The organism is Paenibacillus sp. FSL k6-2145, assembly GCF_037976585.1.
Classification (GTDB): Bacteria; Bacillota; Bacilli; order Paenibacillales; family Paenibacillaceae; genus Paenibacillus.
Map to the genome: position 1 here is coordinate 4,268,060 of NZ_CP150267.1, position 26,243 is coordinate 4,294,302.

A 26,243-nucleotide genomic window follows, 5' to 3' on the forward strand; every position below is an offset into this window, starting at 1 on the left:
CTATTTCCTTGAGCGAGGTGGTCTAGTTTTAAAGGTGAGAAGGGGTTGTATGCTTCTGAATATTAACCGAAGGGGAGAATGCTATGCGAAAACGGATTTCAATCATAATGTTAGCTTTTCTTTTGACCTTTAGTAGCTGTTTTAGTCTTGTTCTGCCATTTAGCAATCAAGCTTCAGCGGACACAATAACACCAACGATGTTGGCGCATTATCCATTGCTTGAGGATGTACAGGATATATCAGGTAATAAAAAGCATGGAACGGCCGTAGGAAATATTACGTACACCGATGGTCTCACTCTACCTGGGGGAACAGATAGTAATACGAACTACGTTCAGCTTCCTACGGGTTTGTTTGATCATCAAGAAAATACAACGATTTCTGTATGGATCAAGAGCAACACGGGGAGTGGGAACTACTCAGCATTATTCTACGGTACGCCAGCAGCTGGCAATAACTTGCCAACAAATTACTGGATGTTGAATCCATCGAATCCAAGTGGTGATTTTAAGTCAGTATTTACGAATAGCAATAATGTTGACCAGCCTTGGACGACTGAGGTAGGGGTATCAGGCACTTCTACGTCACAGTACAAAGGTCAATGGGTTCACTATACGACGGTTATTACAGAACGCTCTATTACAGGTTATATTAACGGTGTTCATATAGGCACGACCGCCAAAGAGAAAACAACAGCAAATTTTGGTACGGATTTGCATGCTTACATCGGTCGCTCCAATTATTTAGGGGATGCTACTTTTGCGGGCAGCTTTCAAGATTTAAGAATTTACGGAGAGGCACTAAATAATGAAGATATCGCTGTAGTATATGAACAATCATTTAATGACAAGCAAGTACAAAAAGGCAAAATAGAGCTAACGTTAGGTGATATATCGGCAGTTACAGAATCTCTTGAACTACCTACTGAAGATAAGAATGGCGCAATGATCTCATGGACTTCTAGTGATGAGAGTGCGGTTAGTCCAACTGGTGAAGTGTTCTTACGAGAAATGGAACAACAAGTGACGTTAACTGCAACCATTTCTTTAGGTGGAAGCCAGGCAACGAAGGAGTTTATTGTTACCTTACTACCTAAGGATGACTCTATTGAGCAGATTGCCGTTAAGAATGTTTCGCTTAATGAACCTACATTTATTTTATCAGTGGGGGACAGCGAAACATTAGTGGCTACTATTTCACCTTCAAATGCAACGAATAAAAGAGTTATCTGGACATCTAGTGACTCCAGTGTAGCGATTGTCAATTCAACGGGTAAAGTTACAGCTGTTAGTGAAGGTACAGCCACAATTACGGTACAGACGGAAGATGGAGAGTTTACAGCTACATCAGCCCTTACCGTTAAGGGAAAATCGCTAAAAGATGATCTTATTCTTCATTACAACATGAAAACGACCGAAGAAGTAGACGGTCAACTCGTACTGAAGGATGTTGCCAACAAGGCAGTTACATTTGACGGAATATTTAGAAATCCAAACAATGGACAATTCATTTCAAATAGTGAGGTTGGCTTTGTTTCCTTCAATGGTGGAAGCTCTACATCTAGTAGTGGGCATGTTGAGATTCCTAAGGGCTCAAATGGACTAGATCTACTACACGGTCTGAATGAGATTACAGTATCTTCAATCGTGAACTGGACGAATGATGGGACGAATCGCTGGATCTTCGGTTTGGGTACGGTATTAACACCAGAAACGAACAAATATTTCTTCGTAACACCACGTCACGGTAGCGGATCAGGTAATATGATTGCTACAGGTATCTCCAAAAATGGCTGGCCAAACGAAGCATTAGTTACAGGTAGCGCAAACTCAAACCTGATTGGTGGGCAGTGGAAGCATGTAACGGTGTCCTTGTCCGAAGCTAGCAATAGGATAACGTTATTCGTGGATGGAGTTAAGGTTGCTTCAGGTAATGCGAAGGGACTAAAGCTGTCAGAAATTATTAATCCGGATGCTACTTTCTCTGGCTTTATCGGTAAATCAATCTTCTCAAACGATCCATACCTTCAAGGTAGCGTAGCTGATTTTCGAGTATATGATCGCGCGTTGACGGAGCAAGAAGTAGGCGAGTTATATCAACAAGAGGGAGCAACTCACATCTCAAAAATACGTCAGCTCACTGTTGATGATGCCGCGAATCAACTTGACATCAGTACTTACTTAGGTGAAGGCGATAAGAGCACCGATAAGATAACGAGAAACGTTACATTACCGACAAGCGGTAAAAACGGCGTGAGCATTACTTGGAGTTCTAGTCATCCTAATGTCATTTCTAACCATGGCACTGTACAACGTCCAGCTGTTCAGGCAGGTAATGTTCAGGCAGAGCTTACGGCCACTTTAACGTATCAAGGCGTATCGACTACAGCTATATTCCCTGTTACGATCTTGAAGCAATTCGATGATCAGCAGAAGGTTGATTTAGATGCTGAACAGATAGAGATCTACAATGCTGACAACGTTAAAGGTAACTTACGTCTTGTCACTACAGGTGAACAAGGCTCCGCAATTACATGGGTATCTAGCAGACCGGCAGTTGTTAAAGGAACGGCTGAAGCGGCTGGTAACGTTACACAGCTAGGCTGGGTAAGCCGTCAAGCTACGGATACGCCCGTTACGCTAATAGCTACAATTACGAACGGTGCAGCTTCTAAACAGCTTACGCTTAACGTTACGATTAAACAAGCAATTGCGCCAGTACAGCATGATGCTTACTTCTTTGCATACTTTACAGGTGAATATGAGGGCGGTGAAGAGGTATCCTTCGCCACAGCTGAAGATCCATTGTTCTGGAAAGCGCTGAATAATGGTAAGTCGATCCTTCAATCCGATATGGGTGAAAAAGGACTTCGTGATCCATTCGTGATCCGGTCAGCAGAAGGGGATAAATTCTATATGCTGGCCACGGATTTGAAAATGGGTGAAAGTACCGATTTCGACCAAGCTCAAATTACTGGCAGTCATTACATGATGGTTTGGGAGTCAGAGGATCTCGTTAACTGGAGCGAGCAGCGAATGATCGAGGTTGCTCCTAAGACTGGAGGAAATACGTGGGCACCAGAAGCTATCTATGATCCAGTAACTGGAGAGTATATCGTATTTTGGGCATCATCGATGAAAAACACAGAGACATATGGTGACTATAACGGAAGACCGGAAGGTCAGTACAATGTGATGTACTACGCAACAACAAGAGACTTCTATAACTTCTCTGAGCCAAAGGTCATGATTGATGAGTCACTTCCAACCATTGATACGACGTTTATTGAGCATAATGATATGTTGTACCGATTCACCAAATCAGAAGTGAATACTAAAGTGTATGTGGAGAAAGCACCAACTTTCTACGATGACAAGGACGGTATTGCAGCAAACGGCCTTCAATACAACGCTGTTCCGGGTACCCGTGATAATAAACTTGGCTTGATCGGAAATAATGGAAACAACGAAGGGCAGACGATTTTTAAGGATAATAATAAAGACAAATGGTATCTGTTCCTTGATTCATGGCCATATCATGTCCGATATACAACAGATCTGGATAGTAGCACGCAATATATTAACAATGTATTAAGTAGTGATCAATATGCACTTCCGCCAGGACCACGACACGGAACGGTAATTCCAATCTCACGTGCAGAGTATGATGCTTTGCAAGAGAAGTATGCATGGAAAGGTCCAGCACCATCAACAGACCCGGTTGTACATTACTCATTTGATGCAAATACAGTGAATGGTACAACGTTGAATGACATTTCTGGTAATGGTCATCACGCAACACTAGTAGGTGGAGCAACGATTAATGAAGAGGATCGTATCGGTAAAACGGGTGGTGCACTAGAGCTTAATGGAACAACAGGATATGTGAAGCTGCCAGATAACTTGATTCAATCCTTGAATCTTGAGAAGGCTACGTTCTCTACATGGGTTCAAATGGACAGAAATCAAGCAAATCAAAGAATATTTGATTTTGCTTCCGAGACAGGCAGACAGGTTAACCGCAACACCATGTACTTGAGCACACAAGGGGATACAGATAGTCTGGAGTTTGCTGTCGTAACACCTTTTACAGAGAAATTTAGCAGTGACAGCACGCGACTGGGATCAGAATATAAATATGCGGTGAGAAATTCCGGGCTATTACCAACGAAGACTTGGCAGCATATTGCAATTACAATGGATGAATTTGATGCAGTATTGTATGTGAATGGTCAAGAGGTTAAACGTAGCTCGACATTTAACGTTGAGCCGAGAATGTTACTGGAAACAACGATGAATTATATTGGTAAATCGAGAAACAGCTCTCATAGTTTATTTGATGGTAAATTGGATGATTTCCGTATTTATAATCGTGCATTATCCGTTGAAGAGATTGCAACATTAGCTGATGAAGACGTTACTCCTCCAGTAGAGCAGCCATCTGGGGCAGAGCTCATTCTTCACTACGATATGAATGATATCGATGGTGCCATGGTTATTGACCAAACAGGAAACTTCAACGGAAAATGGATGAATCCGTCTAAAGCTGAATGGATTCGTACACAAGATGCTGGTGTACTAAGCTTTACTGGTGGCACAACTAACTCTTATGTAGAGCTACCACAAGGAGTACTCGATGGATTAACGGATATGACCGTTTCATCCATTGTGAACTGGAGCGGTAAAAACGCTGCGGAGTGGTTGTATGCATTAGGAAGACCAGACAATAACACGCACTATACGTATTTCACACCACGTTATAACGCTAACGGTCTAGCTCGCCTTGGTATCGCGACGAATGCTTGGAATAATGAGTCATCAACTTCTACCACGGGCTTAAAGAATAATGAATGGAAAGTAGTTACAACTGTTGTTTCAGGCACGGATGGTACACTAACGCTTTATATTGATGGTGTTGCTGTTGCATCAAGCTCAACGAATGGAATGACACTAGAACAAATAAAAAATACTTCAGGCAGTAGTGGATATATCGGTAAGTCATTCTATCCAGCTGATCCATACTTCGGTGGTATGATTGCAGACTTCCAAATCTATGATGGTGCTATGACTGCGGCAGATATTACATCACTTAAGGCCCATTCAGATCAGAAGATTGCTTTAATGGAGGGCATGCTTGTATCGGCTGCGACAGAGAAATTAACGATTAATGATCTTCTTGCTTCTAATGCATCAAAAGATACGATTATAAGCAATGTAACATTGCCAACATCAGGTGCTTATGGCACAACAATAAGCTGGACTTCAGATAAGGGGAATGTCATCTCAACTACAGGTGCCGTAACTAGACCAGCTAACGCAAAAGGTGATCAAGTTGTAACGTTAACAGCAGTATTTACAGATGGTACAGAGACAGTTAACAAAACTTTTCAGTTGACGGTTAAGGCATTGCCAAACGATGGCACTTCTGTAGATGAAGCAAAAGCAGCACTAGTCGTTCATAACATTAATGATGTAAGAGGCCATATAACACTACCAGCATCTGGACTATATGGAACAACAATTACTTGGGCTTCTGTACAAACAAACGTCGTTTCAGTTACTGGAGAAGTAAAACGTCCGGCACACGGTAGTGGAAATGTAGACGTGAAGCTTACAGCTACGATTACATTAAATTCAGCATCCACTACGAAGGAATTCATTGCAAAGGTGAAGGAACTGCCTGCTGATGAAAATTATGCGGGATACTTTTTCACATATTTCACTGGAGAAGGTACTTCAACAGGCGAGCAAGTTTACTTTGCACTAAGTAACGGTAATGATCCGTTGAACTGGCGAGAATTGAATGATGGTAAACCGGTATTGACCTCTACCTTAGGGGAGAAAGGGGTACGTGATCCGTTCATTATTCGTTCGCCTGAAGGTGACAAGTTCTACATGATCGCTACCGATCTGAAAATTAACGGCAATGGTAACTGGGGTAGAGCACAGACATGGGGCAGTCGTTCCATTATGGTTTGGGAATCGAATGATCTAGTCAACTGGACAGATCAACGCATGGTAGAGGTTGCACCGGAAGAAGCGGGTAATACATGGGCACCAGAAATTATGTACGACAAGACAACGGGTGAATATATCGTATTTTGGGCATCAAGAATGTTTGAGGATGCATCTCATACAGGCAGTGCTTATCAAAAAATGATGTATAGCAAGACAAGAGATTTCTATACGTTTACTGAACCGCAAGTATATTTGGATTATGGATATTCCATCATTGACACAACGATGATTGAGCATGAAGGAAAAGTGTATCGCTTTACGAAGGATGAGCAAAACAACGGAGCTTCTGCTCCATTTGGCAAGATGATCTTCCAAGAGGTGGGTGACTCGATCTTAGATCCAACCTTCAAGATGATTAATCAAGGCGTTGGTAACATCAAATGGGTCGAGGGTCCAACGATCTTCAAATCGAATACAGATGAAAAATGGTATTTATTCGTAGATGAGTTTGGTGGAAGAGGTTATGTTCCATTCGAGACAACCAATCTTGCATCAGGTGTCTGGACATTATCTTCTAACTACAACTTACCGGCTAGTCCGCGTCACGGAACGGTAATTCCAATTACACAAAGTGAGTATGATGCACTCAACGGGACGAACGTACCCGTTAGCGGAATTAGCTTGGACAAAACGACGTTGTCCATCGTAGAAGGTCAATCAGGGCAATTGACAGCTACGGTAGCACCAGCTAATGCAACGAAAAAAGCAGTAACATGGAGCTCAAGCAATACAGCTGTAGCGACTGTAAGTGCGACAGGTCAAGTAACAGCGGTGGCACCAGGAACAGCAAGGATTACAGTAACTACAGTGGATGGTGGTTTATCATCCAGCGCTACGGTAACGGTAACACCATTGGTTGATGGAACACCACAAGCACCAGGCAGTGGTAATGGAAATGGTGGCGGTGACGGTAACATCCCTGCACCTACAGTACCAACAGCTCCAGGTGGAAGTGAGCCAGTGGTCATGGACAACGGCCAAATAAATATTAAACCAGTTGTAAATGAGAGCGGTACTTCTGAAGTGAAGTTAAGTGCGGATACAATGAAGCGTGCGCTTGATCAAATGACAGGCGGTAAGTTACACATGCGAGTTGAAGCTGATGCAAGCTTGAACGGGCTAACGATTGAGCTAGCCGTAGATCCGCGTTTAACAAGTGGATCTTCTACGGTAGATCGCATCGAGATCAACACAGGCTCTGCAGTCGTAACCGTGGCAACCGAACTGCTTGGAACAGGAACAAATGCGGGGAAAACGTTAGGATTGTCGATTAAGAAAATCGCAGCTAATCAACTGCCAGCTGGCGCCCCAGCTCAGCTGAACGGTGAAGTCGTATACGATATCGAGCTAACGATGGATGGTAAGAAACTTACAGAGTTTGATGGCAGAGATGATCTCGTGATTGCATTGCCATACACACTAAAGGCTAACGAAAATCCAAACAACGTCGTCGTATACGATGTGAAGGACAACGGAGAGTTAAGAGTGGTGACGAATGGTAAATACAATGCAGCGACAGGAAAAGTAGAGTTCAAGCCAACGTATCTGCTCAAGTATACGGTAGCGTATGTTGCAACGAGCTTTAAGGATGTGACCCAAGACTGGGCGAAGGATGCAATCTCAGCATTGGGAGCAAGAGGCATTGTGAAGGGTGTAGGCGACGGAGAGTTTAATCCGAATGGTCGAGTGACACGAGCAGAATTCATCACCATGCTGATGAATATGTTTGAGCTATCGGATGAGAGCGCAACGACAAGTTTTAGTGATGTGAAGCAAGGAGAATGGTACCATGGAAATATCGCAACCGCGCAGAAGCTGGGGATTGTGAACGGGAAACCAAATGGAAGATTCGGAGTTCATGAGAACATTACGCGAGAAGATATGGCGGTTATGGTATACAAGGCGATCCAAATGAAGCAACTAGCGTTAGCAAGTGGTGAAGTTACAGCCTTCAAGGATGAAGCAAACATCGCAAGTTATGCGAAGCAAGCGGTAGAGGCAATTCAGGGAGCGGGCATAATAAACGGTGTGGGCAACGATGAGTTTGCACCGAAGAAGAATGCTAGCCGTGCAGAAGCAGCAGTGATGATCTATAATGTGTTGGGTTTGATGTAGACACGTGAAGTAAAGGGCAGTTGCTATTGATTCACTCTGATAATAAAGTTGGGCGGAAGAACTTTTTCCGTCCACTTTATTATTTGTTTAATCAGTGAGTAGGATGAAAGATGATATCCACTTATGTCATAGGTCTGTCCACTTTACCTTAATACAGGCTCAATTCTTCCCCTAAGATTATCGGTATAGGCCAGATTTCCATCCGTCGTAATTACGGCAGCTTCGATATCCTTCATATTATTTACTTTATGAATAATCGAGACCGCATCTAACCCAAACAATTCTGTAGTATATATGTCGCAGTCCAGCGATTTATCCGCAATAATCGTTAACGAAGCAATATTACTTTCGATGGGATAACCTGTTCTGCTGTTAAATATATGATGGTACTGACTCCCTTCCTTCTCTAAAACTCTCTCGTATATTCCTGATGTAACAACGGATTGCTCGCGTATACTAACGAGTGCTGCTGCATTTCCTCTAGGTAAAAAGGGATTTTGAATTCCAACCTTCCAGTGACTGGACCCGGTAGGAGAATCGCCATGAACCAAAACATTGCCGCCCATATCGACCATAGCTGATGCAGCTCCGTTTTTTTTGAAAAATGACATAACTTGATCGGCAAAATAACCTTTAGCAATCGCTCCAAGGTCAATTTCCATGCCCTTTTTGAATAAATGAACCGTTTGCTGCTCATCGTCAAGCTGTATATGCTCCGGATTCAAGAGCTCCAGCACCGCTTTAATCTCTGTATCCTCCGGCACATGTGCCTCGCGGAAACCAATTCTCCACAATTTGATCAAAGGCCCTATCGCAATATTCAGAAAAGAATCCTTATTCAGGCTGTGTTCTTTGCCTATCTTAATAAGATCATACAGTTCCTTGTCTACGCTAAGCGGATGTGATGCGGCTTCTTTTTTTAGCATGGCAAGCTGCGATTGCTCACTGTTGGCACTAAACACTTGTTCATAACGGACGAGCATATTCGCGGCTTCCTCGGCAAGCTCTTCAGCATCTGTCCCCTCGATATAGAGGGATATGTTAGTTCCCATAAGCGGTATCGTTCTCGTAAAAGGTTTCATGATAGCCTCCTATATTGCACATTGTTGTCCGTGATTGAGAAAAGTATGGATGAGGTCATGATCCACGCTATTCAGCTTTTTTTCTCCATGATGGGCTATAAAATAATCCAGACTCATCTTCTCTATAGGGATTGGATAGATGTTGTATTCCGAAGGGCACTCCTTGATATGGATACTTTCAGGCACAAAGGTCAGACCTAAATTATGCTTTGCCAGCTTCAGTACCGTGTAAATTTCTTTGCTCTCCATCACGATATTAGGCTGTATCTTGTAGACACTGAGCAATTGATCAATCTGTTTTCGGATTGCCGAACCCTTGGACGTTAGAATAAGCTGTTGATTCAAAATGGTGCTAATCTCAATCGTGCCCTCCGGGATAATTGCAACATTCTCTTGATATAATTCACAGCAACGCGGAATGATGGCCTGGTAACTGTGCCTGCCCCAGTTAAACGAGTTCAAGTTAGGGGAGATACTGCTTGAATTTTGCCCGATCCAGAAGTCCAACTCATTATTTTGGAGACGTTTCTCATTTTTTTCAGGTAAATCCTCGACAAGATTAATTTTATAAGCAGGATGAAGCTCCAGAAAAGCTGGTAAAAAAAGGGGCGTTAAGTACGCACCGAGGCTCGGAAGAATGCCGATCCGTAACACTATATTGTCGAGATCCGATACATATGAGATTTCCCTCATAAGCTTGGCGTAGCTATGTTCGAGTGACGTTAGGTATTGATAATATATTTTTCCCTGCTCGGTTAATCGGTACGGAAGTTTGTTGCGAGTGATTAGCTCACAGCCCAATTCACTTTCGATTTTCTTGATAACCTTAGTGAGGTAGGGCTGAGATATGTAAAGGGATTGTGCGGCCCTGCTATAGTTACTGTATTTCAATAGGCTGTCAATGTAACACAAGATATCTTGAGATTCTAACTTAGACATGTTCCTCACCCTTTGTGAAAAAAGTAACAAACTTTGAATTTGAGGTGATTATAACAAATTAGTTATCAAACTGCAATGAATAACTATTAGATCATTTGAGCTTTGAATGTTAGAGTTATGCCGAAAGAACGAGTCTGACATTTACGAACATCATCTTGAATGACAGAGAGGGGATTATGATGAACTATTTAGCAATCGTAGGCACAAATTCAGATGTGTCAACCAACCGGACGTTACTTCAATTTATGCAAAAGCATTTTGCTAGTGAAGCCCAGATTGACTTGTTTGAAATTAAGGATTTGCCTGCTTTTATTGAAAAAGATGAATTAGAGGATGCTGAAGTTGATATTCCTGTGAAGGTACAAGACTTATTAGATCAAATCTCTAGAGCGAAAGGTGTCATTATCGCTACTCCTGAGTATGACCATGCGATTCCTGCCGTTCTGAAAAGTGCGCTGGAATGGATCAGTTATACCACTCAAACCTTGAAAGACAAGCCGGTTCTGATTGTGGGTGCTTCACATGGTGCACTCGGTTCTTCCAGGGCACAAGCACATCTTAGACAAATCCTGGATTCGCCTGAGCTTGGTGCGAGAATGATGCCTAGCAGCGAGTTTCTTTTGGGAAAATCACAGAGTGCATTTGATAGCAGTGGTAATCTCATTGACGCTGACAAAGTAGCGGAGCTTGACGAAATCTTCAGGGAGTTTGTTTTGTTTACGGAGATCACTACGGAACTGCTGTCAAAACGGACGTTGAAGAAAAAAACGAAGAAATTTTCCTGGCAAGAGTAGGGGGCTAATCACAATGAAAATCATAGCGATCGTTGGCACAAATGCAAAGAAATCGTATAATCGCAAGCTGCTTCAATTCATACAAAAGCATTTTGAGTCCAGAGCAGCCATTGAAATCCTCGATATTACAGATGTTCCGATGTTTAATCAGTCCGATAACCAAACAAACAGTGCAATTATACAATCGTTTAATGAAAAAATTATGGCAAGTGATGGTGTCATTATTGCGACTCCAGAATATAACCATTCCATCCCTTCATCCCTTAAAAGTCTGCTGGAATGGTTGAGCTTTGAAATCCATCCGCTGGCTGGAAAACCCGTGATGATCATAGGTGCGTCACAGGGAACACAAGGTTCCTCGCGTGCACAGCTGCATCTTCGTCAAATTCTGGATGCACCAGGTGTCGAAGCTAATGTGATGCCAGGGTATGAATTTTTGCTTGGCAGCGCACATAAAGCATTTGACGAATCAGGCAACCTGAACAATGAAGGAACGATCGATTTCCTGGAAACATGTTTCCTGCGGTTCCTTCGGTTTGCCAAAATTTCAAATCAGCTGAACGAAGAAGAAGAATTCACTTATAATCCCGGTGTGTATGAGGTCAATGCCATAGGTCATAGTGGCAATCTGCCGATGAAGGTATCCTTTAGTGAAAATCGGATCGAAAGCATCGATATTGATTCCACCGGAGAAACCGAAGGTATCGCGGATGTTGTTTTTGTAAGAATTCCGAATAAAATTATCGAGGGTCAGACGCTGAATGTGGATGCTCTCTCTGGTGCTTCTGAAACAAGTAACGCTGTGATTAACGGTGTATCCAAAGCGGTTAAACTTGCCGGAGTTAACCCGGATATTCTGAAAAGACGTCCAAAACCTGCCAGCAGTCAGATGAAGAATGATGAGGAATATATTTGTGATGTAGTCGTTGTAGGAGGCGGCGGCGCTGGACTCAGTGCGGCTGCTACAGCTTTACAGTATGGAGCAAGTGCGATTGTGCTTGAGAAATATCCTGCTGTTGGGGGAAACACGATCCGTTCAGGTGGTCCTGTTAATGCTGCAGATCCTGTATGGCAACAACAGTTCACTGAGAATCCAGGGGAAAGACAGACGATTGAGAATTTATTAAGTACCGATGAGAGCTTGATCCATCCGGAATATATCGATGATTTTCATGCACTCAAAGAAGAGTTTACTGCGTATCAGGATAAGTTCGGCACAGAAAAGGCTTATTTATTTGATTCCCCGCTGCTTCACAGAATGCAAACGTATTTCGGGGGCAAACGAACGGACCTGAATGGAAACACGATCTATGGACAGTACGATCTGGTTAAAGTACTTACAGACTATGCCTTGGAAAGTGTGCAATGGCTTGAGGATATCGGTGTTGAATACGATAAAAGCATCGTGTTTGCTCCAGTGGGTGCCCTTTGGCGCCGTGGTCATAAACCTGTGAAAAGTTATGGCTCTGCATTTATCATTGCACTTAGCAAATATGTAGAAGAGCATTCAGGAAAAATTATTACAGATAGCCCGGTCAAACAACTGATCATCGAAGATGGAAAAATAACAGGTGTCATCGCAACCGGAGTTAACGGACAGAGAATTACGATTCATGCTAAAGCGGTTGTTCTTGCTAGTGGTGGTTTTGGTGCAAATACACAGATGCTCAAGGAATATAACACGTACTGGAGCCATATTGACGATGATATCAAAACAACAAATTCCTATGCGATGACTGGTGATGGAATATCGCTTGGTAAGAGTGCAGGAGCAGCACTGACAGGCATGGGCTTCACTCAAATGATGCCGGTAGCCGATCCGGAAACGGGCGAACTCTTCAGTGGACTGCAAGTACCACCTGAGAACTTTGTCATTGTGAACAAAAAGGGAGAACGATTTGTTAATGAATTCTCTGGACGAGATGTCTTAACAAAAGCGGCAATCGAGCAGGGAAGTTTATTTTACCTGATTGCGGATGACGAGATCAAGAAAACCGCAGCGAATACAAGTCAGGAAAAGATAGACCGTCAAGTCGAAGCAGGTACCTTGTTCAGAGCCGATACCATAGAAGAACTGGCAGTGAAAATCAATATGGAACCTGAAGTTCTTAGAAATACGATTGATAAGTATAACTCATATGTGGATGCGGGCTTTGATCCGGAGTTTCATAAGGATACGTTTAGCTTAAAAGTCGAGAAGTCTCCATTCTATGCCACACCTAGAAAACCGGCGGTTCACCATACCATGGGCGGAATTAAGATCGACACCCAAACTCGCGTATTGGATGAAAACGGTCAGCCGATTGCACATCTGTATGCCGCTGGGGAAGTAGCAGGAGGTATACATGCAGGCAACCGTTTAGGTGGTAATGCCTTGACAGACATATTTACTTTTGGACGAATCGCAGGTAAGACTGCTGTTGATGAAATGAACTAAAAGCCTCCCACTAAACACAAGGATTCTCGAGTGTTTAGTGGTTTTTTTATGATTCATAGCAGTGATACTTATTTGTTTGAAAACGCTTTAAAATTACTGTGGACAACAGTTATGTCGGATGATATATTGTTTCTGTGAGAAACAATATCATTTTTAAGTGAAATAATAATAAGCGTGTCCATGGTAGGGCGGAGGAAATGATCTCTCGGAGCTTAAGCTTGGACATCACAAAAAGGACGGGGAAACGATGACTAAAATTGAGACAAAGATTCAATCCTTTGACGGTACACAGCTTTATTTCAGCAAGGATACAGTAGAAAATGCAAAAGCCGCTGTCGTTATTGTACACGGACTAGCTGAGCATGCAGGGCGCTACGATTATGTGACAGAGAAGCTGAGCCAGCGCGGGTTTAACGTATATCGGTTTGACCATCGCGGTCATGCCAGATCGGAAGGACAGCGAACGTTTTATAAAGAATTTGATCATCTTATTGAAGATGTTCATGTCATTGTCGAGGCGGCATTGCAAGAGAGCGGAGATCTTCCGCTGTTTGTCATCGGACATAGTATGGGCGGTTTTGCAACCTCATCCTTTGGAACGAAATATCCTGGCAAGGTTAAAGGCATCGTGCTATCCGGAGCGCTCACTCGTTACAATACAAAAGTTGCCGGAGAACTGCCGATGGATCTTCCTACAGGCACGTATTTCCCAAATGAGCTGGGCAGCGGTGTATGCAGCGATCCTGAAGTTGTATCCGCTTACGCAAATGACCCGCTGGTGGAAAAGCAGATCTCTGTAGATTTATTTAACAGTCTGGGAAATGGCATAACATGGCTCAAGGAGAAAGCCAAACAGTTTACAGATCCCGTGCTTGTACTGCATGGAGCCAATGATGGACTGGTCAGCGAAAAGGATTCCCGTGATTTTTACGGCGATATCGCTTCGACGGATAAAACACTCAAAATATATGCTCATCTGATGCATGAGATATTTAATGAACCAACTCGTGATGATGTTATTGAAGAAGCAATTACATGGATTGAAAAACGAATCTGATTTCAGTAGAGTAAGAGAGAATCTGAATATGAAAGGGATTACTCATGAAATTAGATTGGATGGGCGACCATCGGGAACTGATTGAGAAAATTATCAAATACGGTAATGCGTACTCGAATACCTATAAGCTGCAGCGAAGTTATGGTACAGACATGATGTTCTCGGCTTCACAGATCCAGACGCTGGAATACATTCTGGAAGCCGAGGACAAAGAAGAGAAGATGTCGGAAATGGCGGCACGCCTGGGCGTAAGCCGCAGTACATTTTCCAAGAACGTGAAGAATCTGACGGAAAAAGGCCTGCTCGAAAAATTTCATCTAAGCGGTAACCGCAAAGACATATACGTCAAACCTTCGCCGAAAGGTCGCGAGGTATATGCGAAGTATACCGAATTTGTAAGGGAGCTTTGCTTTGATGAAATTTTCAAGTATGCAGATCAGATTTCAGAAGTGGATAAGCAGAACTTTGTTCGCATCATGGATTTATTTGCCGACGTGCTCGTCTGGTATGGTGAAAAAGAACAGGAAGCACGCAAGTTAATCAAAATTGATTCCGATTCGGGCAGCGACTAGTTTCGAGATAAAAGGGATTTTCCTCAAGGCTGTTCTGTGGCCTAACTCAATCCGAAACACGAACCTTGAAATTAAGGGCACCAGCCCATTCCCTCCGCGAATGTCCGTCATACAGTATAAAGTGCTTGATGCAGTAGAGGCTGTAGGACGATTATTCAGCAGGGAGTGGGACGTGTGAAATCATCAACAAAGCTTACCGGACGGGTTATTTACAAGGGTGATCCAGGATATGAAGCCGCGCGCAAGAACTGGGACCCGCATACCGACAAATATCCTAAAGTTTTTGTTTTTGCCCAAAAGACGAAAGATGTTTCCAACGCTATCCGATGGGCTCGTGAAAATAATGTACCGATCAGGCCGCGAAGCGGCAGGCATGCACTTGAGGTTAATCTTTCACAGGTTAACGGCGGAATTGTGATTGATGTGAGTGATCTGAATTCCATCAAACTTGATAAAAAAAATGGAACGGTTGTTGTTGGAACAGGAAACCGAGTTGGAAGAATTGCGAATACCCTTGCCAAGCAAGGTTTCATAGCTCCTTTTGGTGACAGCCCTACTGTAGGGATCGGTGGAATTACATTAGGTGGGGGAATTGGACCTCTCCAGCGTACCATCGGTCTTATCAGTGATAACCTGCTTGAGGTAGAGATGGTGGACGCCAAAGGAAAAGTGATTCGGGCCAATAAAAATCGTAATGCAGATCTCTTCTGGGCCTCTCGGGGAGGAGGCGGTGGTAACTTCGGAGTATACACCCGCTACAAATTCAAAGTGCGCCGTGCTCCAGCGAAGGCGACTGTATTTAAAATCACCTGGCCATGGTCTCAATTCGAGAAGGTACTTAAAGTATGGCAGAGGTGGGCTCCCTCTGTGGATACGAGACTGGGTAGCGAGTTGTCCATCGGACCGAAAAAGGGTGGCAACGTCCTTATGGAAGGGCTGTTCTTAGGCTCTAAAACAGAGGCTCTCCGTTTATTACAGCCAATTACGAGTGTTGGCAAACCGACAAGTTCCATTGTTCGTTTGTTACCTTACACAGAAGTTGTGAAGTTCTTATTACAACCTGATCCGACCGAGACTCAACGGTATAGCAACCAGTTCTCGTCCGGTTTTGGAAGAAAACCATTCCCCGACAAAGCGATTAAATCGATGCGCGCATTTTTGGAGAACTTGGAAGAGGGACCAGGCGGGTTCTATTTCCTCAACTGGGGCGGAGCGGTAAGTCGCAAATCACCTAGATCTACCGCGTTCTTCTGGCGCAAAGAGAAGTTCTATGTGGAATGGACCAGTACGTGGCTCAAACCATCCCATGCCGCCAAAAATATTGCACTCGCTCGTAATACTCGCAAGAAATTGCAACCATACATTGTGGGTTCCTATATCAACGTTCCAGACCAAGGGATCAAGAATTCCGGTCCAGTGTACTATGGAGCCAACTATGCCAGACTGCGGAGAGTCAAAGCCAAGTATGACCCGAAAAATGTGTTTAACAATCCGCAAAGCATCACGCCGGCTCGGAGAGTGTAAGGTAGAGCCATTCATTTATACTAGCAGCTAGTGCTAATCAGAAGTTAAATTCATCTATGTACTACTAATAATAAAGACACGTCTTTTATGGCGTGTCTTATTGATTTTTATGGTAGTATAGATGCCAAAACGATATATGAAACGATACAGTTGCTGTTCGAGACCCTTGAATGGAGGTTTGGCTCATGTATGCACCGATCTTATCTACGAAATTAACCATTCCAGTTCAGCGCTCCCATGTAGTCGATCGTCCCCGCCTGTATGTCCGTTTGGGCGAGGGGATGCACGCTAAACTTATACTGGTCTCTGCTCCTGCAGGATCAGGAAAAACACTACTAGTCAATCAATGGGTTAAGTCTTCTTCAATAGATACTGCTTGGCTTTCGCTGGAAGAAGCGGATAACGATCCTTCACGTTTTTTGACATATCTATGTGCTTCGTTACAGACGATTGTCCCCCAACTTGCTGAAGGAATCATGGGATTTGTTCAATCTTCCGAGCCGCCACCTCTCGAGACCATTATTACATACCTTCTTAATGAAGTTTCTGAAATAACAAATCATTTTGTACTTGTTCTGGATGATTATCATCTCATGACTTCAGAAGTGATCAATCAAGCGCTTGTCTACTTACTGAGGCACATGCCCCCGCATATGCATATCGTCATGACTACGCGTCAGCAACCCAAGTTACCTTTGGCTCGACTACGGGCAAAGGGGGAATTGATTGAAATACGTGGTAGTGATCTGCGTTTTACTTCTGCCGAAAGCAGTGAGTTTTTGGATCGGGTCATGGGATTGAAACTTTCAGAGGAACATGTCGCTCTCCTTGAAAAACGAACAGAAGGCTGGGTTGCCGGGTTGCAGTTAGCGGCCTTATCCATGCAGGGTTCTTCTGATCCAAATCACTTTATGGAAACGTTCAGTGGCAGGGACCCATTTGTACTGGACTATCTAATGGAAGAAATATTACAAGGGCTAACCGAACAGGTACAGAACTTTTTGTTGAAAACGTGCATGTTGGATCGATTATGCGGTTCATTGTGTGATGCGATCTTTGATATAGATGAACCAAAGGAACATGAATCCGTTGATTTTACCGGACAGGACATGTTGGAGTGGCTGGAGCAAGCCAATCTTTTCATCGTTCCCCTAGATAATGAGAGGCGATGGTATCGTTACCATCATCTGTTTGCAGATTTATTGCGTACAAGAGTACACCAGAATTCAAATTACGCCGGCACAGCTGAGACCGATCTGTCTGTTACTGAGATACATAAGCGAGCGAGCATCTGGTATGAGAAGCACCAAATGGAGCTGGAGGCTTTCAATCATGCTGTAGCTGCGGCAGATACTCATCGGGCATCGAATCTGTTGGAAGGTAAAGGTATGCCACTTCTTTTTCGCGGGGGTGCTGTTTCTGCCTTGCAATGGTTGAGTTCTCTATCCTCAGTAGAAATGGATTCAATACCTTCCCTATGGGTGATGCATGCGGCTGCGTTATTAGTGTCAGGACATATGATAGACGTGGAACCCAGATTGCAGTCTGCTGAACAAGCGTTACAAAATACGGAACCTGAAAAGATAAATTCTGATCTCATCGGACATATCGCTTCCATCCGAGCCACGCTGGCTGTCAGCCGGCACGATGCGGATACAATTATTGCGGAGTCACTTCGAGCACTCAAATATTTGCATCCTCATAATCTGCCCATTCGTGCAGCAACAGCTTGGACATTAGGATATGCATATCAGCTTCAGGGAAAACGTGTGGAAGCCGAATTGTCCTACGAGGAATCATTAGCGAACAGTACCAGGATCGGACATCATATCATCACGATGATGGCGACACTGGGCATGGGGAATATGCAGGAATCCAACAATCAGCTACACCTGGCGGCTGAAGCCTATCAGCAGGTGGTACATATGGCAGGTAAGCCACCGCTGCCCATTGCATGTGAAGCCCATTTTGGTCTGGCGCGAGTTCATTATGAATGGAATAACCTTGATGTGGCGATGTTGCACGCTCAACAGAGTGTGCAGTTGGCACATCAATTTGTCCAGACGGACAGGGTTGTTGCAAGTGAATTATGGCTCGCCCGAGTGACGCTTGCGAAGGCGGATCTTCATAAAGCCGCTATCATGTTAGATAGAATCAACGAAACGGCCCAACGGTTAAATTTTACAAAGGTGATCCCTGATATTACTGCTGCATACGTTCTTGTGCTCCTTCGTCAGGGCGATCTGAAAAAAGCAATGCGATTATCATGGGACAGAAATCATGCGCTTAGTCAGGCCAGAGTATTGCTGAAGCAGGGGAACACCTTGGAGGCACTTGGTATGATGGAATCCTGTCTTCGCTTGGCCATAACCAAAGGCTTCAAGGATGAACAGCTCAAGGCAACAATCCTTCTGGCGGTTATCCATGAGGAACATGGAAATAGAACACAAGCTATGGAGCTCCTGACTGAGGCAATGATGATGGCAGAGCCATCAGGCTTCATTCGTGTATTTGTAGACGAAGGTGTTGTTGTGTACAGCCTTTTGAAGAGGATAACAGCACGCGGTGACTCACGTTTATATTTGCTTCAATTACTGGCTGCATTTGATGAAGCTGAGGACAACAGAATAGAAATGATTTTGGAAGAGACAGATGTATATCCGTACGTTTCTGAACAGCAAATCGATCCGTTAAGCGTGAGAGAGCTCGAAGTATTACATCTCATTGCGCAGGGAAGATCCAATCGGGAGATTAGTGAGATACTTCATATTGCACTGCCTACCGTGAAAGGACATAACCGGATTATTTTTGACAAAATGCAGGTGAAGCGACGAACCGAAGCAGTGGCAAAAGCACGTGAATGGAAAATCCTGTAACGGGTGTATCCTTGAAACGATACTTTAGTATCTAGGGGCCGAACCCACTTCCAGATATACTCTTGACAAACAGGAACATGTGGGGGAAAAGATATGAGAGCTATCATATGTACGAAGTATGGATCACCAGATGTGTTGCAGCTTAGAGACATAGCGAAGCCATCACCCAAAGATCATGAGATTCAGATTAAAATACACGCAACAACTGTAACATCCGGGGACTGCAGAGTTCGTGGTTCCAATGTTCCGTTTCTGTACTGGGTACCGATGCGTCTTTTTTTGGGATTCCGAAAACCTCGAAATTCGGTCCTGGGCGTAGAGTTGGCAGGAGAAGTTACGGCGATTGGCAAGGAAATCAAGCAATTTAAGTTAGGTGATCAGGTGTATGCTATCAATGGATTGTCTTTTGGTGCCCATGCTCAGTATATATGTCTATCCGAAGAGGATCCAGTCGCTCTGAAACCGCTCAACGCAACGTATGAGGAAGCAGCAGCAATTCCGTTCGGTGGAACTACGGCCTTATATTTTCTGCGCAAAGGAAACATTAAACGGGGAATGAAAGTGCTCATCTATGGAGCTTCGGGAGCCGTAGGAACTGCTGCTGTACAGCTTGCGAAATATTTTGGAGCAGAAGTGACGGGGGTATGCAGTACAACGAATGTGGAGTTCGCGAAGTCACTTGGTGCCGAGCATGTTATAGATTATATGAAGGAAGACTTTACAAAAACAAGTCAGCGGTATGATCTGATATTGGATGCAGTCGGCAAAGTCACCAAAGGTCAGTGTCGGCACCTAGTGGCACCTAACGGCACATATGTCACTGTTGATGGGCAAGGCATCGCAAGGATCACTGCAAAGGATCTGCTACTTCTTAAAGAGTTGATGGAGGCTGGTGAGATGCAAGCAGTGATTGACAGACGTTATGCCTTGGAGCAAATTCAGGAAGCTTATCGTTATGTGGAAACAGGACGAAAGAGGGGAAATGTCGTGATTACGGTCAAACATGAGAACTAAACGACGTCATACACGGGGGATGATCTTCTAATGGAAATGATTTAGCTCCCAATCAGGCTATCTTAGTCAATCTGAGGATCGTAGAATTACTGGTGATGCTGAAAGAACATTTTATAAGGCCAACCAGTAATTACTGGCTAACCTGATAATACAAAAAGCCGCCCTTGGTCATATGACCAAGAGCGGCTTCTTCGCATGTTAGATACGCATGGCAGTTAATGAGCTATTAAGCTTTAACTTGTTCTCCAGCAAATACTTCAACGTTCATTGGAGCGGCCATGAATGCTGCTGCTTGTTGAACAAAAGCTTGGAAATGCGCGCTTGTGTTGTGGGATGCTGTAGCAGCTTCATCTTTCCACAGCTCGATCATCGTGTATTGTTGTTCGCGTTCTGTGCTTTTTGCCAAATCGTAGCTGATGTTACCTTCTTCTTGACGTGTAGCAGCAATCAGTTCTTTCGCAGCTGCGAGGAATGCTTGCTCTTGATCCGGTTTAACTTGCAGATGAGCGTGAATGATAATCATAATGTAAAACCTCCATATTGTGTTTGTTTGGAATGTGTTAAGAATGTATGCTTATTAACTAGTAAAATCGTGACTTACAGGGAAACCGTCCCTGATATTATGCCCAAGTTGTGATTGTTTCTACAGGCAGACGGTAGGATGGGTGACCTTCTTTGGCCGATTTACCGATCGAGATCAGCATAACCGCTTGATAACGCTCTTTGTCCATGCCAAATGCTTCTGCAATTTGATCTTTTTCGTAACCACCGATTGGGTTGGTATCATAACCGTGAGCACGTGCTACAAGCATTAATTGCATGGAAGCAAGGCCAGCGTCGATCATATTAACTTCGCGAATAGCGGAAGCAGGCATACTTTCATAATAAGGCAATACTTTTGAGAGTTGCATATCTTTGACTTCTTGTGGCATATAACCGAGTTCTACAGCTTTACCAAAAATTTCTTCCATATGTTCCGCGTTTTTCATGTCAATGAATACGCCAATGACTGCGGAGGAAGTCAACACTTGATTTTGATTGAATCTTGCAAGTGGAGCAAGTTTTTCTTTACCTTCAGCCGTATCTACAACCAGAAAACGCCAAGGCTGCAAATTGATCGAAGATGGTGCACGGGAAGCTTCTGCCAGAATTTCAGTCATTTCTTCACGGCTGATTTTTACTTCAGGATCGTAAAGCTTAACAGAGCGGCGGCCGTAGGTAATTTCGTTAAAATCATTGGTTTTTTGGAATTTGCTTTGAATTGTACTCATGAATGGATCTCTCCTCTATATATATGGGTTTAGAAATTGTTCTGCATACGTTCCAGGAAATCGGCGAGTGATTGAACTTCGTCTTCACTAAAATCCTGTAAAATCTGGTTGATAAAATTGGTCTTCTCTGCTTTGTAGCCTTCAATCTGCTTCCGACCGTGGTCCGTCAAACGAACAAAAGTGACCCGATTATCATCGGGATTCTTACGTCTTGTAACCATCAGGTCCGCCTCAAGCTGTTTCAAGTGGCGTGTAATCGCAGCACTATCAATATTAATGATTTTCTGCAGCATGGATTGGTTAATCTCATCCACCTGATCCAGCTCATGCAGAATTTCAAAGCGAGAGGAACTGATACCTGTACAGCGTTCAAACTTGGGACTGATTTTATTACCCAACACGTTCAACAGATTGATGATTTGTTCTTCTTTGGAAACAATACGTGTCATGACTAGACCTCCCGGGTGAATCTGAATCATGAACAACGGCGTATGTTAACCAATGATTAATATTGCAGTATACAATGCCATTGCCTAATGATTATTTGGATGCTCTCGATCATTGATGTATCAATATTTGATGCGTCAATCATTGATGGCTCAATTAATATATCATGCCTTTTATGATTTTGCAACAGGTTAGAAAATGTTGCTGATTCTAGCGTTATTATCCCGCTACGTTACATTGTAGTCCGTATAGGATGTCCAAATAGATAAGTTAATATTGATTGTTTATGTTATTGAGAATTGTTATCAATCTTTCTATAATTAACTGAAAGGCAAAATATATTGTTAATCAGACGATTACAGGGTTCGATCCAAACAGGGAGGTGATGTCATCATGGAGGAAAATGATTGGATCAAACGATTGGAGCAACTACATTTCTCTGCTGTCCACGTCTGCCATTACTCTAGCAATCCGGGGGCTGTTCAGCGTCGGATCTGGAAAAGGTTCGCCCTTTGCAGGGTCATCGCTGGCAAGGGATCTTTGTCTATGGATAACAATGTACATACGGTGTCTCAAGACGAGTGGTTTTTGTTGAAGCCAGGAATGCATGTGGAGTTTCAGACGGATTTGCAAGCACCTGTTCGATATCAGATCATCTTATTTTCCTGTGTGGCGCTTACCCGGAGTCGCAATGCTTGGTATACCGAGCCGTTTGATGTTCCTGTGACGGGCAAACTTAATGTTCCTTCCAATACACGCGATATTCAGGAGATGATGGATACCCTGGTGAGTGGAAAGTACTCCATCACGAGTCTGGAAAAGACACGCAGGAAACATCTTTTGCATCAGTTGTTGATTCAGTTAATGATGCACGTGAAAGAAGCAACTCCCCCTGTAGCAGGGATGGATTTGGCACTTGAGTATATGACGCATCAGTATACGGAAGACATTCGAATTGATCAGATGGCCCGCATGGCAGGGCTTAGTGTGAATCATTTTATAAGAACATTCAAACGGCAATTAAATATGACCCCGAATGAATATATACTGAAACTACGTATGGCAAAGGCCAAGCGACTGTTATTTTCTTCAGATAAAATCAAGGAAATTGCGGAGCAAGTGGGTTATAAGGACGAGCACTATTTCAGCAGAGTTTTCAAGAAAAACGAAGGAATCGCCCCAACGTTGTATATGAAAAATAAAGTGAATCGCATTGCCACCTTGTATTACGGGTTGGACGATTATGTGATAACGCTCGGTTTGAGGCCAGTATCCGCTTTATCCTATGGTCAGAGGGTGGCTCGTCATATTGCCATACCTGCGCTTCAAGCACACAGTCATCAGGGACTTATCCTGGATAGCTTCAATCAGAACTATGATGATTTGAGGCGAGTCCAACCGGACCTGATCATTACAAGTGATCGTTTGGAGCCAAATGACTCCCTGCATCGTATTGCGCCTACCACCATGCTGGAGCACACCAACCATTTTGGCGAGAGGCTCCTGTATATGGCGGATATTATGGGCCGCACCGAGCAGGCTGTACAGTGGATAGAACAACATGCTGAACTGAGCCGGGTTCTTCGAGGGCGCATTCAATCGAGGTGGGGGAAACAGAGTGCCATGTTCATCCGGGTGACTTCTCATTTCTACCGAATGTATGGATTGAATAATCAGACAGGGGCCCTGTTGTATGATGATCTGGGATTTTATTTGCCTCGTGATTTTCCGGAACAACAGTGGGCTGTAGAGAGTAAAGTTCGCGATTTGCATTTATACGACGCGGATCATGTGTTTGTAATGGTCGATCCCACAGAAGAGGCACGTGCTCAACTGAGGCAATTGCAGCAATCCAGCGCATGGTTGGCATTAAAGGCTGTTCAAGTAGGCCATGTATATAATGCAGGAGATATTTTCTTCAAAACGCTGGGTCCAACCGGACGCATGTGGGCCATGCAATATGTGGCAGAGCAACTTGGGGTTACCTTACGGTGATATTGTGCAAGAGAAGAGAGTGGAATAATCCATGGTAAGCCTGTACGCTTTTCCCTACTATAGTGATAATGATTATTATTATTAAATAGTAGAGGGGATTCACTACAAATGGTAAGACAGAGAGCAGCAACGATGATACTGTTGGCCCTGCTTGTGCTTGTTCTGACGGCATGTAGCAAGGCATCAGAAGTAACGGAAGCAACGCCTCCGCAACAGGATACACCTGTGGAAGAGAGTGGTACGCAAACGATTGAGCATCTTAAAGGAAAAGCGGTTGTACCGCAAAAGATAGATCGTATGGTGGTATTATCTGCTGCTTACATCGATCACATGTTGACGATTGGTGAGAAACCAGCAGGCGTTAATGTAGAAGTTCGTTACGGAGGAGATTATTTGCCTTACCTTGCAGATCAGCTTGCCGGCGTTGCAACGGTAGGGTCGGCAGATAGTCCTAACCTGGAGGCTATCCTTCAGATTGATCCGGATGTCATCGTTGTTGAGAGTCGAACTGCGGAGAGTACGTATGAACAGTTGGAGAAAATCGCTCCGACGATTGTACTTGGTACTGAATGGCTGGATTATGCAGATGATACAACGTATTGGACACAGGATCTGTTGACCATTGCCGGGATGTACAACAAAGTGGATCTGGCAAAAGAAAAGATAGCCGAGGTAGAGCAGCAGACGCAGCAACTAAAGGCGAAGATCGAACAACTGGATCAAAAAAAGCTGGCTTATCTGCGTGTAAGAGAGAAGACCTTGCAGATTTACGCGGCAAAAGGACATCCAACCAACACACTTTTGTATCATGATCTTGGATTTGTGCCAACGACTGTGACACCTGCCGAACAACGTGAGGACCTGTCCATGGAGAAAATTGCAGATGTGGATGCTGATTTCGTAGTTCTGGAGATTGACCCGAATGCCGATGAGTATTTAAACAACATCAATGCAAGCTCACTCTGGAAGGGAGTACCAGCTGTTGGTGCAGATCAGGTCTATACGACAGATTCGTTCTGGTTGTTTAAGGGCTGGGGAGCAATTGGGCGAAGCGAGATTATCAACGAAGTTGAAGACATGATTAATAGATGAGACGTTATCTAAGACATGATTATTCAGAGATGTCTGAAGCATTACAGCAATTTTTTGTGACGACGATTCGAGTGGACTGCGATGATTCCAAGTATCCTATTCGTGTGAAGGATGTGCTGAATGATGAGAAACGAAACTCGATATTGCATGAACAGGCTGTGCAGCAAGGGCTTCAACTGGGCGGCAAAGGAAGTGTGGCCGTCGGTACACTTTTTGCCAAACGTTACTCCGTATTTGTTATGTCCGTAATCTCAGCATTCAGTCTATACGATACTATACTTAGCATTGCAGACGATGATGTGCGGTTTGAATTGAATGGAGCAGGTGGCATGCGATATGAGACTCGGCTGAAGAGCTCCTTTCTGGAGGGTGGAGATCCTGTTCAGCGCAGATCAGAGAGCGGCTTGCTCAAGAAGAGAATGCTGTTACATCTGGAACCTGTTCTGCGAGCAGTAGCCGTTAGTACAGGAGCGAGCGATAAGGTCATGTGGTCTCTGGTTGCCCATAATGTGCAACAATTGTATGCACGAATGATCAATGATCGGAGCATTTGGAAGACAGATGAACGGCTTGAACAGATCAAGGAAGATCAAAGTATATGGCTTGACAAACAACAAAATGAAAATGCATTTTCATTTGCCTTCGAGCTGCATCGCTTTGATCACCCCAAGTGGCAGGGACCGCCGTTCCTGATACGCCGATATTGTTGTTTGGCATATCAGGTTGGGAGCGGCAGTCACGCACATGGATATTGTAATAGTTGTCCGAAGCTGGATTCGGAATCCCGATTGCGCAAACTTCTCCATCAGTGAACAGACACTCTTGTAATGCATGGTACGAAACTGTTTCAGACAATCCGTGTTCTCTTCGGTTTCCAGTGGGTAGAATCTATGATCGACAAGCTACACCTGCAGCGGCTTGAGCCAGCGTCTGCGGGTTTGTTGGCTTTGTACAAGGTCAAGATACCTTTGCATTGAGGGATAGTATTCGTTATACTTCAAGCTATTGATC

Annotated in this window: 16 protein-coding genes; 11 read left to right on the forward strand and 5 right to left on the reverse strand. The window is 43.9% G+C overall.

Going from position 1 to position 26,243, the window contains the following annotated elements; genetic code table 11:
• The first annotated feature begins 83 nt into the window (after positions 1–83).
• Entirely contained in the window at positions 84–8,132 is an 8,049-nt protein-coding gene (locus NZ043_RS19045; RefSeq protein ID WP_339309057.1) for an immunoglobulin-like domain-containing protein, read from the forward strand.
• A gap of 143 nt (positions 8,133–8,275) precedes the next feature.
• Here NZ043_RS19045 and NZ043_RS19050 read toward each other — a convergent pair whose 3' ends face one another.
• Positions 8,276–9,214 carry an FAD:protein FMN transferase gene (locus NZ043_RS19050; protein WP_133384200.1) on the reverse strand — a complete coding sequence of 313 codons (939 nt, stop codon included), beginning with the start codon at positions 9,212–9,214 and terminating at the stop codon, positions 8,276–8,278.
• A gap of 9 nt (positions 9,215–9,223) precedes the next feature.
• Positions 9,224–10,153, reverse strand: a complete 930-nt coding sequence (locus tag NZ043_RS19055) for a LysR family transcriptional regulator (RefSeq protein ID WP_133384201.1) — start codon at positions 10,151–10,153, stop codon at positions 9,224–9,226.
• Positions 10,154–10,329: 176 nt separating this feature from the next.
• Between NZ043_RS19055 and NZ043_RS19060 the strand changes: the two genes are divergently transcribed.
• From NZ043_RS19060 to NZ043_RS19090, 7 genes are all read left to right on the forward strand, one after another.
• The gene (locus NZ043_RS19060; RefSeq protein WP_206105783.1) at positions 10,330–10,947 is read left to right on the forward strand and encodes an NADPH-dependent FMN reductase; all 618 of its coding nucleotides are present in this window, start codon (positions 10,330–10,332) and stop codon (positions 10,945–10,947) included.
• A gap of 13 nt (positions 10,948–10,960) precedes the next feature.
• On the forward strand, positions 10,961–13,384 hold the full coding sequence (locus NZ043_RS19065; protein WP_289391891.1) for a flavocytochrome c: 2,424 nt from the start codon (positions 10,961–10,963) through the stop codon (positions 13,382–13,384).
• Positions 13,385–13,631: 247 nt separating this feature from the next.
• Positions 13,632–14,441 carry a lysophospholipase gene (locus NZ043_RS19070; RefSeq protein ID WP_339309058.1) on the forward strand — a complete coding sequence of 270 codons (810 nt, stop codon included), beginning with the start codon at positions 13,632–13,634 and terminating at the stop codon, positions 14,439–14,441.
• 44 nt (positions 14,442–14,485) lie between these two features.
• Entirely contained in the window at positions 14,486–15,013 is a 528-nt protein-coding gene (locus NZ043_RS19075) for a MarR family winged helix-turn-helix transcriptional regulator (protein ID WP_339309059.1), read from the forward strand.
• Between the two features lie 174 nt (positions 15,014–15,187).
• Positions 15,188–16,537, forward strand: a complete 1,350-nt coding sequence (locus tag NZ043_RS19080) for an FAD-binding oxidoreductase (RefSeq protein ID WP_339309060.1) — start codon at positions 15,188–15,190, stop codon at positions 16,535–16,537.
• Positions 16,538–16,722: 185 nt separating this feature from the next.
• The gene (locus NZ043_RS19085; RefSeq protein WP_339309061.1) at positions 16,723–19,413 is read left to right on the forward strand and encodes a LuxR C-terminal-related transcriptional regulator; all 2,691 of its coding nucleotides are present in this window, start codon (positions 16,723–16,725) and stop codon (positions 19,411–19,413) included.
• Positions 19,414–19,506: 93 nt separating this feature from the next.
• Positions 19,507–20,427, forward strand: coding sequence for an NAD(P)-dependent alcohol dehydrogenase (locus NZ043_RS19090; RefSeq protein ID WP_249911194.1), 921 nt, complete (start codon positions 19,507–19,509; stop codon positions 20,425–20,427).
• A gap of 226 nt (positions 20,428–20,653) precedes the next feature.
• Here NZ043_RS19090 and NZ043_RS19095 read toward each other — a convergent pair whose 3' ends face one another.
• The 3 genes from NZ043_RS19095 to NZ043_RS19105 form a co-directional block, all read right to left on the reverse strand.
• Entirely contained in the window at positions 20,654–20,950 is a 297-nt protein-coding gene (locus NZ043_RS19095) for a putative quinol monooxygenase (RefSeq protein WP_017689458.1), read from the reverse strand.
• A gap of 97 nt (positions 20,951–21,047) precedes the next feature.
• Complete coding sequence (locus tag NZ043_RS19100) at positions 21,048–21,698, reverse strand: nitroreductase family protein (RefSeq protein WP_091032364.1); 651 nt, start codon at positions 21,696–21,698, stop codon at positions 21,048–21,050.
• Positions 21,699–21,727: 29 nt separating this feature from the next.
• On the reverse strand, positions 21,728–22,147 hold the full coding sequence (locus NZ043_RS19105; RefSeq protein WP_074094402.1) for a MarR family transcriptional regulator: 420 nt from the start codon (positions 22,145–22,147) through the stop codon (positions 21,728–21,730).
• A 391-nt stretch (positions 22,148–22,538) separates the two neighbouring features.
• On the opposite strand from NZ043_RS19105, the gene NZ043_RS19110 reads away from it, so the two are divergent.
• The 3 genes from NZ043_RS19110 to NZ043_RS19120 all read left to right on the forward strand — a co-directional run bounded on the left by NZ043_RS19110 (position 22,539) and on the right by NZ043_RS19120 (position 26,044).
• Positions 22,539–24,140: an AraC family transcriptional regulator gene (locus NZ043_RS19110; protein ID WP_339309062.1), complete on the forward strand. Its 1,602-nt coding sequence runs from the start codon at positions 22,539–22,541 to the stop codon at positions 24,138–24,140.
• Positions 24,141–24,248: 108 nt separating this feature from the next.
• Positions 24,249–25,232: an ABC transporter substrate-binding protein gene (locus NZ043_RS19115; protein WP_091032359.1), complete on the forward strand. Its 984-nt coding sequence runs from the start codon at positions 24,249–24,251 to the stop codon at positions 25,230–25,232.
• A 29-nt stretch (positions 25,233–25,261) separates the two neighbouring features.
• Positions 25,262–26,044, forward strand: a complete 783-nt coding sequence (locus NZ043_RS19120) for a hypothetical protein (RefSeq protein WP_143023575.1) — start codon at positions 25,262–25,264, stop codon at positions 26,042–26,044.
• Positions 26,045–26,243 lie beyond the last annotated feature (199 nt).

Coding starts and splice junctions, on each gene's coding strand:
- NZ043_RS19045 (WP_339309057.1), top strand. CDS start 84: ATGCGAAAACGGATTTCAATCATAATGTTAGCTTTTCTTTTGACCTTT.
- NZ043_RS19065 (WP_289391891.1), top strand. CDS start 10,961: ATGAAAATCATAGCGATCGTTGGCACAAATGCAAAGAAATCGTATAAT.
- NZ043_RS19100 (WP_091032364.1), bottom strand. CDS start 21,698: ATGAGTACAATTCAAAGCAAATTCCAAAAAACCAATGATTTTAACGAA.
- NZ043_RS19060 (WP_206105783.1), top strand. CDS start 10,330: ATGATGAACTATTTAGCAATCGTAGGCACAAATTCAGATGTGTCAACC.
- NZ043_RS19070 (WP_339309058.1), top strand. CDS start 13,632: ATGACTAAAATTGAGACAAAGATTCAATCCTTTGACGGTACACAGCTT.
- NZ043_RS19050 (WP_133384200.1), bottom strand. CDS start 9,214: ATGAAACCTTTTACGAGAACGATACCGCTTATGGGAACTAACATATCC.
- NZ043_RS19090 (WP_249911194.1), top strand. CDS start 19,507: ATGAGAGCTATCATATGTACGAAGTATGGATCACCAGATGTGTTGCAG.
- NZ043_RS19110 (WP_339309062.1), top strand. CDS start 22,539: ATGGAGGAAAATGATTGGATCAAACGATTGGAGCAACTACATTTCTCT.
- NZ043_RS19075 (WP_339309059.1), top strand. CDS start 14,486: ATGAAATTAGATTGGATGGGCGACCATCGGGAACTGATTGAGAAAATT.
- NZ043_RS19115 (WP_091032359.1), top strand. CDS start 24,249: ATGGTAAGACAGAGAGCAGCAACGATGATACTGTTGGCCCTGCTTGTG.
- NZ043_RS19095 (WP_017689458.1), bottom strand. CDS start 20,950: ATGATTATCATTCACGCTCATCTGCAAGTTAAACCGGATCAAGAGCAA.
- NZ043_RS19055 (WP_133384201.1), bottom strand. CDS start 10,153: ATGTCTAAGTTAGAATCTCAAGATATCTTGTGTTACATTGACAGCCTA.
- NZ043_RS19105 (WP_074094402.1), bottom strand. CDS start 22,147: ATGACACGTATTGTTTCCAAAGAAGAACAAATCATCAATCTGTTGAAC.
- NZ043_RS19085 (WP_339309061.1), top strand. CDS start 16,723: ATGTATGCACCGATCTTATCTACGAAATTAACCATTCCAGTTCAGCGC.
- NZ043_RS19120 (WP_143023575.1), top strand. CDS start 25,262: ATGTCTGAAGCATTACAGCAATTTTTTGTGACGACGATTCGAGTGGAC.